Here is a 12,678-nt window from a genome sequence, read left to right on the forward strand (position 1 = left end):
ATACTTACATGCAAGTTGTTTTTAGAGATTGTATATTGGGGAATGAAGATAACAATCTACGCTACTCATTTCTTTAAAGGTGGGAGCGAGTCTTCATTAAACGCCTTTGTAAGCTTCAACATAAATTTGTTTCAATTCGCTGACAAGAGGTTGTTTTGGATTCGCTGTTGTACATTGGTCCATAAAGGCGCGATCAGCTAATGTGTCTACAACGGCATCAAATTGTTTCTTATCAACATTTTGTCCTTTAAGACTCATATCAATTCCGATGTCTTTACCTAACTTAATGATGGCATCAACAAGGGAAGCAACGCCTTCTGCCGCAGTATTCGCTTTTAATCCAAGAATACGAGCAATGCGAGCATAATCTTCGTCAGCAGTAAAGCTTTCATATTTAGGGAATAAAGCATGTTTTCTAGGTTTAAGCGCATTGTAGCGAATAACGTGTGGCATTAAGATAGCGTTCGCACGACCGTGTGGAATGTGGAATTCCGGTCCGATTTTATGTGCTAAACTATGGTTGATTCCAAGGAATGCATTCGCAAAAGCCATACCAGCTAGGGCAGAGGCATTATGCATTTTCTCACGTGCATCCTCATCCCCTTTAAGAACAGAATCGCGTAAGTTGGCGAACACTAATTCAATCGCTTGAATGGATAAACCACGTGTATAGTCGCTTGCCATAACAGAAACGTAAGACTCAATAGCATGCGTTAACACGTCCATACCAGTATCAGCTGTGATGTGTGCTGGAACAGTTGTGACATACTGTGCATCAACAATAGCAACATCTGGCGTAAGTTCATAATCAGCAAGCGGATATTTAATGTTGTTTTCTTTGTCAGTAATAACTGCAAATGGCGTTACTTCAGATCCAGTACCACTTGTAGTTGGGATAGCAACAAATTTAGCTTTTTCCCCAAGTTTAGGGTATTTGAACGTACGTTTACGAATATCCAAGAATTTTTGTTTTAAGCCAAAGAACGAAGCTTCAGGATGCTCATAAAACAACCACATACCTTTTGCCGCGTCCATAGCGGAACCACCACCGAGCGCGATAATGCAATCTGGTTTAAAGTCTTTCATAAGTTCTGCACCTTTATAAACGGTGACATCAGACGGATCTGGTTCAACGTCAGCAAACACTTGATAATCCACATCGTTTGAACGACGTTTTAAGTGGTCGATAACAACGTCAACGTACTTAAATTGTACCATTCCAGGGTCAGTCACGATAAATACGCGATTTAAACCTTCCATTTTTTGCAAGTATTGCGTGGAATATTTTTCAAAGAATACTTTCGGTGGTAATTTAAACCATTGCATATTATTTCTCCGATCTGCGATACGCTTTACATTTAAAAGGTTCGTTGCACTAACGTTTTGCGAAACAGAGTTTTTACCGTAAGAACCACATCCAAGTGTAAGGGAAGGGATAAAGCCGTTATAAATGTCTCCGATACCGCCTTGAGCAGATGGTGCATTCACGATAATACGGCAAGCTTTCATACGAATACCAAATTGTTTTTGCGCTTCACTATCTGTTGAATGAATAACAGCTGAGTGACCTAAACCGCCATATTCAAGCATTTCTTCTGCGCGGTCGAAAGCTTCTGCTTGATTTTTCGCTTCAATGAAAGCAAGAACTGGGCTTAATTTTTCATGAGAAAGCGGATATTTATCACCCACGCCTTTAATTTCAGCGATTAAAATTTTCGTTGTTTCTGGAACTTTAAAGCCAGCTTGTTCAGCAATCCAAGCAGGGGATTTACCAACAACGTCAGGGTTTAATGTGCCTTTTTCAGGGTTGATAACATAGCTTTCAAGTTTTTTGAATTCAGCGCCTTTTACAAAATAGCAATCGTTAGCAGCGAATTCTTCTTTCACTTCTTTCACAATTTCTTTGTCAACGATGACAGCTTGCTCAGACGCACAAATCATACCTTGGTCAAATGATTTAGAAAGAATGATGTCGTTAACAGCGCGTTTAATTTTTGCTGTTTTATCGATGTAAGCAGGAACGTTACCAGGACCAACGCCTAGTGCCGGTTTACCAGTTGAGTAAGCGGATTTAACCATTCCAGCTCCACCTGTAGCAAGAACTAATGCAACTTTATCATGATTCATAAGTTGTTTTGTTGACTCAAGAGATGGCTTTTCAACCCATTGAATACAGTTTTCAGGTGCGCCAGCTTTTACAGCTGCTTCATATACGACACGTGCCGCTTCAGACGAACATTTTTGAGCACTTGGGTGGAAAGCAAAGATAATAGGATTACGCGTTTTAATGGCAATAATCGCTTTAAATAAAGTTGTTGAAGTTGGATTGGTTACGGGTGTAACACCAGCAACAACGCCAACTGGCTCAGCAATTTCGATAACACCAGTTTGTTTATCTTCGTTAATGATGCCTACCGTTTTATTTGCTTTAATGTTATTCCAAATATATTCCGTTGCGAAAATATTTTTGATACATTTATCTTCATATAATCCACGACCAGTTTCTTCTACAGCCATTTTTGCAAGTGGCATATGTTGGTCAAGTCCTGCAACAGCCATTGCATGCACGATGGAATCAATTTGTTCCTGCGTGTAATTTTCAAAGGCTTTTAGCGCTTCTGCACCGTTGTTTGCTAACTTATCAATCACTTTTTGAACTTCTAAAACTTCGCGAGTAGCTTCTTCTTTAATTGCCATATTTACAACCTCCTAGAATTATAAGGGACTTAAAATGTCCAACAAAGACTTAAAACGTCCCTATGTGTTTAAAAAAATTTGGCAGTCGACTTTTACCAGCTTTTTTAAGGTGTGACTTGATTACACCGTTAGTATACCTCAGCATAAAAAGTTTGTAAATAGTTTCACGTGAAAAGATTCACAAAATATTAAAATTAAGTCTTAAGGTCTATTTCGAAAGCGTTTTCTGGTTCTTTTGTTTTAGAAAAAAAGGGGAATGAAAAATTAGGCTTGCAATTTAAATTTAATTTTGTTAAGATGAGAACAACTTAAAATAACAGCGTGAATGAAAGAGTAAGTAACCTAAAAAATTGTTTCAAGAGAGCCTGCGGTTGGTGTGAGCCGGTAACAATGATTAGTGTGAATGGACTTTCTAGCTCTAAACTGAACGGGGTAACCAAGTAGGATTTAGCGATTAAGCCTTATCGTTATACAAGGCACCATTTAGCTTTTGGCAGATGGAATAAAGTGAACTTAAATTTTTAAGTTAATCAAGGTGGCACCACGGGTCTTCCGTCCTTGTCTAGTAATTAGACATGGACGGGAGACCCTTTTCGTTTTATATGAAAAAGCACGAAGCAGGAAGAGTACTTTATTCGGAAAGTATAGAGAGCAAGCGGTTGGTGGAAGCTTGTCTGGAAAAATAAAGGAATGGGCCTTGCGCGTTCAATCTTGAACTAATAGTAGGGATTGACGGTTTGTTACCGTTAAAAACAAGAGATTAAGAAAGCATTTTCTTAAACAAGAGGTGGTACCGCGACACGTTCGCCCTCTAAAGGACAATTTGTTCTTTAGAGGGCTTTTTATTTTGAAAAAGGAGAGATGTGTGATGCAAAAAACAATTGAAGCAGATACATTGACGATTCCGCTAATTTATAAGCGATTAAGTGGAAAAAATAAAAGCTTGCTGGAAGGGACGGCAAAAGATGCTGAGGCAGGCAGATATTCGATTATCGCGTTTAATCCCGTACATGAAATTCAAATTTTTGGCAACACGTTCATTTTGGACGGCATCGAAACATTGGCAGAAGATCCGCTTGAAAAATTGTACGAACAAATTGTATTTATGGAAAGAGAAAAATTACCACTTCCATTTGAAGCAGGGGCCATTGGTTATGTTGGCTATGATATGGTGCGCCTTTATGAAAATATCGGAGAACCAAAATGCGATGATTTAAACCTGCCAGATGCGCACTTCTTTTTATACGATTCCTACGTCATTTATGATCATAAATTGGAGCGCTTGACGCTAGTTGAGGATAATGCCTATTCTAAGCGTGAGGACACGGAATTGCAGGCGGCGCTTGTAGACTTGGAACATGAAATTTTCACCCCCAAAAAAGGGGAAGCAGATCCGGCTCGGCTTGAATCGTTCGCCTTTAAAAGTCGACTTGAGAAGGCAGCATTTATGGAAAAAGTAGCGCGTGCGAAAGCATTTATTGAAGCGGGGGACTTTTTCCAAGTTGTCTTGTCGCAGCGGCTCGAAGCAAAGTTCACGGGCGATGCCTTTTCGTTTTATCGCAAGCTCCGCCTCCTTAATCCATCTCCGTATTTATTTTTTATCGACTTTGGAGAAACGAAGCTAATTGGTTCATCGCCAGAAAGCTTAGTTAGCGTAAACGGCGACTTTGTGCAAACCAATCCAATTGCTGGCACTAGAAAACGAGGTCAGTCAGCAGCTGAAGATAAAATGTTAGCCGCCGAACTGTTGGCTGATGAAAAAGAGCTTGCAGAGCACCGTATGTTGGTCGACTTGGGGAGAAATGATATCGGGCGTGTGAGCTCGGTCGGCTCCGTTTCAGTTCCCATCTATTTAACTATCGAACGCTATCGTTTCGTGATGCATCTCGTATCTGTTGTGGAAGGACGACTATTGCCGGAATTGCATGCTTTTGATGCTCTGAAATCTGTTTTGCCTGCTGGAACCGTAAGCGGTGCCCCGAAAATTCGAGCGATGCAGCGACTTTATGAATGGGAAGATGTGAAACGTGGCCCGTACGGTGGTGCGGTAGGCTATGTGACGAAACGGGGAAACGCCGATTTTGCGCTTGCTATTCGGATGGCGGTCATCCATAAAGAGCATGTTTATGTTCAAGCGGGGGCTGGTATTGTTTATGATTCTGACCCAGAAAGTGAATATGATGAAACGTTACAAAAGGCAAAAGCGTTACTGGAGGTGGGAAAATGATTCTTTTGGTCGATAATTATGATTCGTTCACGTATAACTTGGCGCAATTTATTCAGGAGTTTGCCGAAGTTGAAGTTATTCGAAATGATGCGGACAACTTGTTCCAACGTGCAGAGATGGCGAGTGGCATTATTTTATCACCGGGACCGGGAAAACCTTCTGCTGCTGGAAATTTAGAAGCGCTTATTCAGAAGAAGGCGAATGAAACGCCGATTTTAGGAATTTGTCTAGGGCATCAGGCAATTGGTGAGGTTTTTGGCGCGAATGTCAGCCAAGCAAATGAAATTCGCCACGGGAAAATTTCGCAGATGACATGCGCCGAATCGGAACTATTTCAAGGCTTGCCAACAACGTTTGAAGTAATGCGCTATCACTCACTAATTGTTCAAAAAAACAGTTTGGGTGCAGAACTTTGCTCGCTTGGGGAAGCACTTGATGACAAGGAAATGATGGCGATGCAAGTTCGCGGTAAGCCGGTGTTCGGTTTGCAATTCCACCCTGAATCAATTGGCACGCCTTTTGGAAAACAGATTATTGGGAATTTTATTGAAATTACAAAAAAGGAAGGTGGAGTGAAAAATGGATAGGACGATGGAAAAATTATACGCGAAAGAAAATTTGTCAGAACTAGAAATGAGCAGTTTAGCGACAGACATGCTCCAAGGAAAACTATCCGAGATTGAAATTTCCGCAGTCTTAATGGCTTTGAAAATAAAAGGCGAGACACTAGATGAAATTTCCGGTTTAGCAAGCACTATGCAAAAATTGGCTATGAAAATCCCGTACGCAAAAGGCGATGCGATGGACAATTGCGGCACAGGTGGAGATAAATCGAATACATTTAACATTAGTACAACAAGCGCATTTGTACTTGCGGCAGGGGGAATCAAAATGGCCAAACACGGCAATCGTAGTGTATCGAGTCGCTCTGGAAGCGCTGATGTTTGTTCGGAGCTAGGTATTGAAATTGCTTTAACGCCTGACAAAATGGCTTATCTCCTCGAAAATGTCGGAATCGCCTTCTTGTTTGCGCCAAACATTCATCCCGCAATGAAATACGTGATGCACGTCCGCCAAACACTTAAAACACCGACCATTTTCAACTTAATTGGACCGATGACGAATCCCGTACCACTCGAGGCGCAGCTCATGGGGAGTTACCGGCGAGATCTTTTACGCGAAACCGCACTAGCACTCGGAAAACTTGGCCGCAAGCGTGCGGTTGTAGTCAATGGCGCGGGTTATATGGACGAAGCCACTTTACTTGGGGAAAATCATATCGCCGTGTATGCGGACGGAAGCCTCCAAGAGTTGACGTTTTCGCCTGATGATGTGGGATTAAAAAAGACGACGCGTGAACAAATTCAAGGTGGCGATGCGAAACGAAATAGCCAAATTTTAACACGTGTTTTAGACAATGAAGAAGGACCTTGTTTGGATACGGTTTTACTGAATGCAGGACTTGGTTTTTATGCGTACGGGAAAGTCACGACGATAGAAGAGGGTGTTCTCATGGCTCGAAAAATTGTTGCAAGCGGTGAAGCGAAGTACAAATTGCAGGAATTGTTAGCTGCACAAAAGGAGGTTTTAGTAGGATGACAACATTTTTAGATAAAATATTAATGGAAAAACGCAAAGAAGTGGCGAAAATGGAAGAACAAGTGCTGCAAGTTCAGCCTGACAAGCCAAATTTTCTAACGTTTTTAGCGAACAATCCTGAAAGAATGCAACTAATTGCAGAAGTGAAGCGAGCTTCGCCGTCTAAGGGAGCGATTAATTTGAACGTGGACCCAGTTAAGCAAGCAAAAGCCTATGAGCAAGCGGGTGCTGGTCTCATTTCTGTTCTAACAGATGAAATCTTTTTTAAAGGTTCCATGGCGGATTTACAAGCTGTTGCGCAGGCGGTTTCTGTCCCCGTTTTATGCAAAGACTTTATTATTAGTGAAAAGCAGATGATTCGTGCGAAAAATTGCGGTGCGTCAGTTATTTTACTTATTGTGGCGGCGCTTAGTGAGCCACAACTTAAAAGCTTATATGAAAAGGCTGTTGAAATCGGCTTGTTGCCACTTGTTGAAGTGCATGACCTCGAGGAATTAAAAATTGCTGAGTGGATAGGCGCTAAATTAATTGGTGTGAATAATCGAAATTTAAGTACCTTTGAAGTAGATATTGCGGTGAGTGAATCACTTGCAAAAGAAATGGTCAATCAATCCGCATTTTATATAAGTGAATCAGGATTTAAGACGGCAGAAGACGTTCAGCGCGTGCGGAAAAATTATCGTGCTGTTCTCGTTGGCGAAGCGTTAATGCGTGAAAAAAATCCGCGCGAGGCAGCAGAAAGGTTGCGTGTTCTGCGATGAAAGTGAAGATTTGTGGTTTGAAAACAGTAGCTGATGCGAAATTCGCAGCCGAAATGGGGGCAGACATGATCGGCTTCGTTTTCGCTAAAAGCAAGCGCCAAGTGCAAGTCGAAGAAGCACGCAAAATGGCAGCAGTCTTACCAGATAATGTTTTAAAAGTAGGCGTTTTTGTGAATCCTGATTTGGAGGAAGTTTTATTTTTAAAAGAAAATGTGCCGCTTGATATCGTTCAACTTCACGGGAGTGAGACACCGGAATTTGCGGCGAAAGTTGGCCCAACAATCAAGGCTTTTAAAGTGCGGGACGGCGAAATAATTGGCGATGTTTCTGCGTATCAGGATAGCCTAATTTTGCTCGATGCACCACCTAAAGAATTTGAAGGCGGTTCAGGCGAGACCTTTGATTGGGAGAAAATAGGTATGGGCGATTTGCCAAAAAGCCGCCTTATCATTGCCGGCGGGCTAAACCCGCAAAACGTCACAGAAGCCATTCAAATTTTCGAGCCGTTTGGCGTGGATGTTTCGTCTGGCGTAGAAACAAATGATGTGAAAGACCAAATGAAAATCAAAGCATTTATTAAACATGCAAAAGGAGCGGATAATCATGCACTACGATGCACCGAATGAAAAAGGTTTTTACGGGAGTTACGGCGGACGCTTCGTTCCAGAATCACTGATGCGTGCGGTTTTAGAATTAGAAGAAGCGTATCAAAAGCTGTCTGAAACGAAGGAATTTAAGGAAGAACTGGCGGATTATTTAAAACAATATGTGGGGCGCGAAACGCCGCTTTATTTAGCCCAACAACTAACGGATTATGCTGGCGGGGCGAAAATTTATTTGAAGCGTGAAGATTTGAATCACACGGGTGCGCATAAAATCAACAATACGATTGGGCAGGCGCTCCTTGCGAAGTCGATGGGCAAGAAAAAGGTGGTCGCAGAAACAGGAGCGGGTCAACATGGTGTTGCAACGGCAACGGTTGCAGCGTTGTTCAATATGGAATGCACCATTTTTATGGGCGAGGAGGATATTAAAAGGCAGTCACTAAACGTGTTTCGCATGGAGCTTCTAGGTGCGAAAGTCGTGAGCGTCACTTCTGGGAGTAGAACGCTAAAAGATGCGGTGAATGAAACGTTACGTTACTGGGTGGAACACATTGAGGATACACATTATATTATGGGTTCTGTGCTCGGACCGCACCCTTTTCCGCAAATTGTTCGCGATTTCCAAAGTGTCATCGGAAAAGAAGCGCGAGCGCAACATTTAGCGGCAGAAGGAAAACTGCCAGATGCAGTCGTAGCCTGTGTTGGCGGCGGCAGTAACGCCATGGGATTATTCTATCCATTTGTGGCAGATGAAGCTGTCGCAATGATTGGCGTTGAGGCCGCGGGATTAGGATTAGAAACAAATTTCCAAGCTGCATCGATTACAAACGGGAAAAAAGGGGTGCTACACGGTGCGATGATGGACGTGTTGCAAGATGAAAATGGCCAAATTTTAGAAGCCTTTTCGATTTCTGCCGGATTAGATTATCCAGGGATTGGACCGGAACATTCTTATTTTAATCAATTGGGGAGAGCGAGCTATACGTCCGTTACTGATGATGAAGCGGTTCAAGCATTCCAGCTACTTTGCCAAACAGAAGGGATTATTCCCGCGTTAGAAAGTTCCCATGCAATTAGTTATGCCGTTAAACTTGCAAAGACGCTTCCAAAAGATGCAAGCATCATCGTTTGTTTGTCAGGCCGCGGGGACAAAGATGTCGATCAAATGAAGGCGAGATTAAAGGGGGAAGCAGAATGAAAACTTTGACGCGCGTACTAAACGAACGAAAAGCTCAACATAAACCACTTATTGTGCCCTACATTATGGCGGGGGACGGTGGACTCGATACATTACCTGAAACCATTTCTTTTTTGGAGGAAAACGGAGTCGCTGCCATCGAAATTGGTATACCGTTTTCCGACCCAGTTGCAGACGGACCAATTATTCAGCAAGCGGGACTACGCGCTTTAAACGAGCAAATAAGCTTAAGAGACATTGTGAAGACGCTGCAACACACACAATCAAACGTGCCACTCGTCATGATGACCTATTTTAATCCCATCTTCCAAATTGGTGTCCCGACATTTATCGAAAGTTTGCGCGGAACAAACGTAAAAGGCTTAATCATTCCCGATTTGCCGTATGAGCATCAAGATTTACTGACGCCATACCTTGACGATGCAGATATCGCCCTCGTGCCACTCGTTTCCTTAACTAGTTCCAAACAGCGAATCGAGCAGATTGTAAAAGATGCAGAAGGCTTCATTTATGCTGTAACGGTGAACGGAACGACAGGAACAAGACAAACGTTTGGAGAAAATATTGGCTCTCATTTGCAAAACTTAAAAGCGCAAACGGACATTCCTGTTTTAGCTGGCTTCGGTGTATCAAAAGTGGAACATGTCGAACAATTTATGCAAGTCGCGGACGGGGTTGTCATCGGGAGTAAAATTGTGTCGCTCCTTCATGAGGCGAAGCACGCGGAATTGGCTGATTTTTTAACCAAAGTCAGTGAGGTTTAGCTCGGTTTGACGGGTCGCTTGCGGTATGGTAAAGTCAGTGAGAAAGCGTGGTGTTTGTATGCCTGAAATTTATTTAAAACAAGCAAAAACGACAACGATTATTATTGCGCTTGTTTCCATTTTGCAAGCGATTCTTGCGATCGTAGGCTTAGTCACAGTGGTGCTCGTGATTCCTAATCAGGAAGAATTAAAGCTGACGCAAGCAGTGATTCGTACGGCACTTGTGAATACGTCAATCAACGTGATCTTTTTCGTGCTTTTTTCGGTTTTATTCTTGCTTGCGTATCGCCGTTTAAGAAAAGGGCTTCTCGTTCGTGTAAGACTCTATATGTTTTATATTGTATTCATGATTCTTTCTATCATTCTTGGCATGGTGAATGGCGGATTTAATTTGAGCAGTTTACTTATACCGGGAATGTTAATTCTACTCAGCGTGATTGCGATTTCTTCACTGCGTAAGGGAATGAGCGAGAAGGTAGAATGAATAAAAGGAATGAACTTTGAAAAAGGGCTTTAGCTTGCTACTTACAGTTCTTTTTAAGTTTGTTCTTTTTTTTTGGAGAATAAAGTGGTAAAGTTAACAAGAGACTAAACGGTTGGCAATACCTGTCATCTGTTTGAAGAATATTCTAATTTTTAGTAAAGGAAGTTTGAAGATGGGTTCAAAACTGCTTAGAGGAACGTTTATCCTGACACTTGGTACGCTTCTTTCCAAGGTGCTCGGGATTTTGTATGTCATACCTTTTTACGCGATTGTCGGGGGCGACGATCCGATGCTTCTTTACAACTTTGGTTATGTCCCGTACCAATTGTTTTTAAGTGTGGCAACTGCTGGGATTCCACTTGCTGTTGCAAAATACATAGCGAAATATAATGCGATGGAAGAATATGAAATTGGTCGCCGCTTGTTCCGAACGGGGATTTATCTAATGATTGTTTCAGGTATTATTTGCTTCATCGCAATGTACTCACTTGCACCATTTCTTGCTAGCTTACAACAGCTAGAAGGTGGCTACAGTCTGGCAGATGGTATCCAAGTCATTCGAGCAGTTAGTTTTGCTCTTCTTATCATTCCAGTCATGAGCTTACTTCGCGGTTTTTTCCAAGGATACAATTCCATGGGACCGTCTGCAGTATCGCAAGTCGTCGAACAACTTGTGCGCATTTTGTTCTTGCTTGCCAGCACATTTGTAGTACTTTACGTATTAGATGGCAGTATCGTAACAGCCATTAGTATGGCGACGTTTTCTGCCTTTGTCGGTGCGCTAGCTAGTTTTGCCCTATTAGTTTGGTATTACTTTAAACGTAAACCTGGGCTTGACCGCATGTTAGTAGACAGCCGAAATGAGCTTAAAGTATCGATTCCAACCTTATATAAACAAATCATTTTATCGGCGATTCCTTTTATCATTGTTGGCTCAGCCACTTCACTTTACCAATTAATCGATCAGTTTACGATGGGGCGAGTTTTACAATATATCGGCGTAACAGCCAACCAAGTAAAAGAATATGTGGCGGTTATTAACTTCGACGTTCAAAAATTAATCATGATTCCCGGAACGCTCGCGATAGCCTTCTCCATGGCGCTCGTTCCACTCGTAACAGCCGCTTACGTACGCAACGAAAAAGAACAAGTAAAACGCCAATTAAATGATGTCTTCCAAATCTTGCTCTTTTTAACCATTCCAGCTTGCATCGGTATCGCTTTACTTGCAAGACCTTTATTTACGGTTTTCTTTAAAGCGAATGAAGTAGGGACTGACTTGCTGCAATTTTTTGCGCCAATCGCCGTCTTATTTTCCTTATTCGGAGTAACAGCTGCGGTTCTTCAAGGGATTGACGAACAGCGTTTCACCGTTTTAGGATTACTTCTCGGCCTGCTCGCAAAATCAGTCTTACAAATGCCGCTTATCATGCTTTGGGAAGCGAAAGGTTCCATTCTAGCAACTGGTATCGGCTATGCCGTTTCATGCGTATTCATGCTCATTATTATTAAAAAATACGTGCGTTTTTCATTCGGACTTGTCTTCCGAAGGGTGATTCTATTTATCTTTTTAACGCTCATCATGTCGGCAGCCGTTTTAGCAGTCTACTTCCCACTATCATTCGTTTTAAGTCCGGACCACAAAATGACTGCCACTATTTTAGTCATCATTTGCGGCGGTATCGGAGCTGTTGTATATGCCTATCTTGCCTTTAAATTGCATCTTGCAGATAAATTATTTGGCCCACGAGGAACGAGATTGCGCCAAAAATTAGGCATTAAATAAAAGAAAAAACGTCTTGCTTACATCATGCAAGGCGTTTTTCTTTTACTTTTTTTTAGAAAAGCAGAGATTTCCTTAGGTGATTTGAAAATTTTCACAGGTGTTGTTTCTTGCTTAAGCCGCTTGAGAAGCTCATTGCGTCTTTTCGGAAAATCCCAAACGAATTTCAAAAATTCGCCGTCTAGTCGTTCTGGACAACCAATTGCAGCATCTGGTCGCGTTTTGCCATAATTTTGAATTAACCGTTTTAGGACGCGAAAAAAATAAATGCGCCTCGGATAATCTAAAAAGATGATGCAATTGGACGGCGGAAATCTTGTTTTCCATGTATCCGTATAATTGCCTTCGATAATCCAGTTTTCCGCTAAGGAGGTGAGTTCTTCCACTTGTTTCAGAAATTCATCTTTAGGAATAGGCTCCCAGTTAGGCTTGCAAAATAAAGTATCTAAGTGAATAACGGGAATTTCGAGCGCATAACCAAGTTCTCTAGCCAATGTTGATTTTCCGGCCCCAGAAGGACCAATAATGTTAATGCGATACATATTTTCCCCCAATCAGTG

At 42.0% G+C, this 12,678-nt stretch carries 11 protein-coding genes and 2 other annotated features; of the genes, 9 read left to right on the top strand and 2 right to left on the bottom strand.

Annotation, left to right across the window (positions count from 1 at the left end; translation table 11 throughout):
- Window positions 1-96: 96 nt before the first annotated feature.
- Window positions 97-2,697 (bottom strand): bifunctional acetaldehyde-CoA/alcohol dehydrogenase, encoded by a 2,601-nt coding sequence (adhE, locus tag CFS04_RS01430; RefSeq protein ID WP_088808820.1) that lies wholly within the window; start codon window positions 2,695-2,697, stop codon window positions 97-99.
- 313 nt (window positions 2,698-3,010) lie between these two features.
- Window positions 3,011-3,260: a binding site (T-box leader), on the top strand.
- A gap of 41 nt (window positions 3,261-3,301) precedes the next feature.
- Window positions 3,302-3,512, top strand: a binding site (T-box leader).
- Window positions 3,513-3,565: 53 nt separating this feature from the next.
- Between adhE and trpE the strand changes: the two genes are divergently transcribed.
- The 9 genes from trpE to CFS04_RS01475 all read left to right on the top strand — a co-directional run bounded on the left by trpE (window position 3,566) and on the right by CFS04_RS01475 (window position 12,121).
- Complete coding sequence (gene trpE, locus CFS04_RS01435; RefSeq protein WP_088808821.1) at window positions 3,566-4,924, top strand: anthranilate synthase component I; 1,359 nt, start codon at window positions 3,566-3,568, stop codon at window positions 4,922-4,924.
- On the top strand, window positions 4,921-5,511 hold the full coding sequence (locus CFS04_RS01440; protein WP_088808822.1) for an aminodeoxychorismate/anthranilate synthase component II: 591 nt from the start codon (window positions 4,921-4,923) through the stop codon (window positions 5,509-5,511). Before trpE ends, CFS04_RS01440 begins: the two co-directional genes overlap by 4 nt.
- Window positions 5,504-6,523, top strand: coding sequence for an anthranilate phosphoribosyltransferase (gene trpD / locus CFS04_RS01445; protein ID WP_088808823.1), 1,020 nt, complete (start codon window positions 5,504-5,506; stop codon window positions 6,521-6,523). The genes CFS04_RS01440 and trpD overlap by 8 nt, the downstream gene beginning before the upstream one ends.
- Entirely contained in the window at window positions 6,520-7,284 is a 765-nt protein-coding gene (gene trpC / locus CFS04_RS01450) for an indole-3-glycerol phosphate synthase TrpC (protein WP_088808824.1), read from the top strand. Before trpD ends, trpC begins: the two co-directional genes overlap by 4 nt.
- Window positions 7,281-7,910 (top strand): phosphoribosylanthranilate isomerase, encoded by a 630-nt coding sequence (locus CFS04_RS01455; RefSeq protein ID WP_088808825.1) that lies wholly within the window; start codon window positions 7,281-7,283, stop codon window positions 7,908-7,910. Before trpC ends, CFS04_RS01455 begins: the two co-directional genes overlap by 4 nt.
- Window positions 7,888-9,087, top strand: coding sequence for a tryptophan synthase subunit beta (trpB, locus tag CFS04_RS01460; protein WP_088808826.1), 1,200 nt, complete (start codon window positions 7,888-7,890; stop codon window positions 9,085-9,087). The genes CFS04_RS01455 and trpB overlap by 23 nt, the downstream gene beginning before the upstream one ends.
- A complete protein-coding gene (gene trpA / locus CFS04_RS01465; protein ID WP_088808827.1) occupies window positions 9,084-9,851 on the top strand; it encodes a tryptophan synthase subunit alpha in 768 nt (255 codons plus the stop codon). The genes trpB and trpA overlap by 4 nt, the downstream gene beginning before the upstream one ends.
- Before the next feature lie 58 nt (window positions 9,852-9,909).
- Window positions 9,910-10,335: a hypothetical protein gene (locus CFS04_RS01470; RefSeq protein ID WP_088808828.1), complete on the top strand. Its 426-nt coding sequence runs from the start codon at window positions 9,910-9,912 to the stop codon at window positions 10,333-10,335.
- Window positions 10,336-10,507: 172 nt separating this feature from the next.
- On the top strand, window positions 10,508-12,121 hold the full coding sequence (locus CFS04_RS01475) for a polysaccharide biosynthesis protein (RefSeq protein WP_088808829.1): 1,614 nt from the start codon (window positions 10,508-10,510) through the stop codon (window positions 12,119-12,121).
- 17 nt (window positions 12,122-12,138) lie between these two features.
- On the opposite strand, the gene CFS04_RS01480 is transcribed toward CFS04_RS01475, so the two are convergent.
- On the bottom strand, window positions 12,139-12,660 hold the full coding sequence (locus CFS04_RS01480) for a topology modulation protein (protein ID WP_088808830.1): 522 nt from the start codon (window positions 12,658-12,660) through the stop codon (window positions 12,139-12,141).
- Window positions 12,661-12,678 lie beyond the last annotated feature (18 nt).

This window comes from Listeria sp. ILCC796 (genome assembly GCF_900186175.1).
Classification (GTDB): Bacteria; Bacillota; Bacilli; order Lactobacillales; family Listeriaceae; genus Listeria; species Listeria goaensis.

Excerpts from the sequence above, each read along its gene's own strand:
- trpD (WP_088808823.1), top strand. The coding sequence starts at position 5,504 with ATGGATAGGACGATGGAAAAATTATACGCGAAAGAAAATTTGTCAGAA.
- trpB (WP_088808826.1), top strand. The coding sequence starts at position 7,888 with ATGCACTACGATGCACCGAATGAAAAAGGTTTTTACGGGAGTTACGGC.
- trpE (WP_088808821.1), top strand. The coding sequence starts at position 3,566 with ATGCAAAAAACAATTGAAGCAGATACATTGACGATTCCGCTAATTTAT.
- trpA (WP_088808827.1), top strand. The coding sequence starts at position 9,084 with ATGAAAACTTTGACGCGCGTACTAAACGAACGAAAAGCTCAACATAAA.
- CFS04_RS01440 (WP_088808822.1), top strand. The coding sequence starts at position 4,921 with ATGATTCTTTTGGTCGATAATTATGATTCGTTCACGTATAACTTGGCG.
- CFS04_RS01470 (WP_088808828.1), top strand. The coding sequence starts at position 9,910 with ATGCCTGAAATTTATTTAAAACAAGCAAAAACGACAACGATTATTATT.
- CFS04_RS01475 (WP_088808829.1), top strand. The coding sequence starts at position 10,508 with ATGGGTTCAAAACTGCTTAGAGGAACGTTTATCCTGACACTTGGTACG.
- trpC (WP_088808824.1), top strand. The coding sequence starts at position 6,520 with ATGACAACATTTTTAGATAAAATATTAATGGAAAAACGCAAAGAAGTG.
- adhE (WP_088808820.1), bottom strand. The coding sequence starts at position 2,697 with ATGGCAATTAAAGAAGAAGCTACTCGCGAAGTTTTAGAAGTTCAAAAA.
- CFS04_RS01455 (WP_088808825.1), top strand. The coding sequence starts at position 7,281 with ATGAAAGTGAAGATTTGTGGTTTGAAAACAGTAGCTGATGCGAAATTC.
- CFS04_RS01480 (WP_088808830.1), bottom strand. The coding sequence starts at position 12,660 with ATGTATCGCATTAACATTATTGGTCCTTCTGGGGCCGGAAAATCAACA.